The 1,634-nt window shown below is 70.6% G+C and carries 2 protein-coding genes and 1 pseudogene; all 3 read right to left on the reverse strand.

Annotated features, from left to right (window positions below; genetic code table 11):
• Positions 1 to 264: pseudogene (locus tag AB0G02_RS39120) on the reverse strand (hypothetical protein); the annotation flags it as partial.
• A gap of 60 nt (positions 265 to 324) precedes the next feature.
• Complete coding sequence (locus tag AB0G02_RS39125; RefSeq protein ID WP_360805243.1) at positions 325 to 450, reverse strand: hypothetical protein; 126 nt, start codon at positions 448 to 450, stop codon at positions 325 to 327.
• 184 nt (positions 451 to 634) lie between these two features.
• On the reverse strand, positions 635 to 1,634 hold a 1,000-nt coding region (locus AB0G02_RS39130), incomplete at its 5' end, for a fibronectin type III domain-containing protein (protein WP_360805246.1).

Raw genomic sequence — 1,634 nt, forward strand, 5'->3', positions numbered from 1 at the left:
CCGCGCGTCGACGTTGAAGCCGACCCGCAGCGCGCCGCCAGCGATCAGCTCGTCGGACAGGCCAGGGAACATCCCGTCGAGCGCCTCCATGCCGCGCAGCAGGATGGTGTGGAAGTGCTTGGCCTGCGGCACACCGCGCCGGTGCCCCACCTCGGCCGGCAGCGGATCACGGTCCACGACCGTGATCCGGTCGTAGAACCCGACCAGCGCCCGCGCCGCCGACAACCCGCCCATGCTCGCGCCCAGGACCACCGCATGCTTCATGCGGCGACTGTCCCAGTTGCGCTCGCCCGGCTGCTTCTTCCGCTGTGCGAATCCGCTGCGTCATACGCCGAGCAGGTTCGCCGATCGGCCGAGTCGGTGGTCGACGTGGGCGGCGCGGTCGGTGACGCTGCCCTGGTGCCGGCCGAACAGCTCGAAGCCGATCAGCCCGAACAGCGCGGTGAACACCGGGAACCCGACGGTCGTTCGCGCTCGATCTCGGCCGGCAGCGCGAGCGGCAGCACCGGGACGCGGCAGCCGGGATCGCCGGTCCGCTCCAACGGCCGACCGCGGCCGGGTGGCCCCGTCCGGAGATCCGGACGGGGCCACCCGTTCGTGCGCCAGGTGTCAGTGCCGCTCGATCAGCGACCCGTCACCCCCCTGCCCGCGCCTGCGGAGCGGACTTGAGCGGCACCATCCTGAGCTCGATGGTGTTGCCCGGGCCCGAGGTGACCCCGCTGATCAGGTTGGTCAGCGGGCCGCAGCCGGTGAGCGCCGGCAACGTGTAGGTGCCCGCCGCCGTGCCGCCGCGGAGCGGGTCGAAACCGGGCTTCGACTCCAGCGGGATCGACGCGGGCGCCTGCGTCCGGCAGTTCGGGCTGCTGCTGATCGGGATGCCGAGCAACGTGATGCGCGGCAGCTTCACCGTCACCTTCGACGTCGACCGCAGCACACCGCCCGCCAGCGAACCGGTGGTCTTCCCCTCCTGGACGAACTGCATCTCCGCCCGGACGGGGAGGAAGCCGAACGCCTTGAAGTGGCCGGTGGTGGGGTTGAGGGCGAGGTCCGCCTCGACCGCGCCGGTGGACAGGTTGACCGAGGCCTGGATGCTCCCCGCGAGGGCGACCTCGCCGTGCGCGGCCTTGATCTTCGTGCTGCCGGCCAGGCGGTAGCCGTACTTCACGATCGACGGCCCCTGGTCGGCCTTGGTGCGCACCTTCACCGCGGCGCTCTTGGCCGAGGCGTTGCCCGCCGCATCCTTCGCGATCACCGTGTAGCTGTGCTCGGTGTTCGGGGTAAGGCCGGAGACCGTGGCGGTGGTGCCGGTGACGATGGCGACACACGTGTCACCCTCGAACACCTCGTACGACGTCACACCGATGTTGTCCGTCGACGCGTCCCACGCCAAGTCCACAGCGGTCGTGGTCTGGGACGTGGACCGCACATTGCCCGGCACGGTCGGGGCCTGGGTGTCCGGCAACGCCTTCGTGCGCACCTTCACCGCCGCACTCTTGACCGAGGCGTTGCCCGCCGCATCCTTCGCGATCACCGTGTAGGTGTGCTCGCTGTCCGGCGTCAGACCGTCGATCGTGGCCGTCGTACCGGAGACGATGGCGACACACGTGTCACCCTCGAACACCTCGTACGACGTC

The sequence above is a fragment of the Actinosynnema sp. NPDC023658 genome, from assembly GCF_040639995.1.
Taxonomy (GTDB): Bacteria; Actinomycetota; Actinomycetes; order Mycobacteriales; family Pseudonocardiaceae; genus Actinosynnema.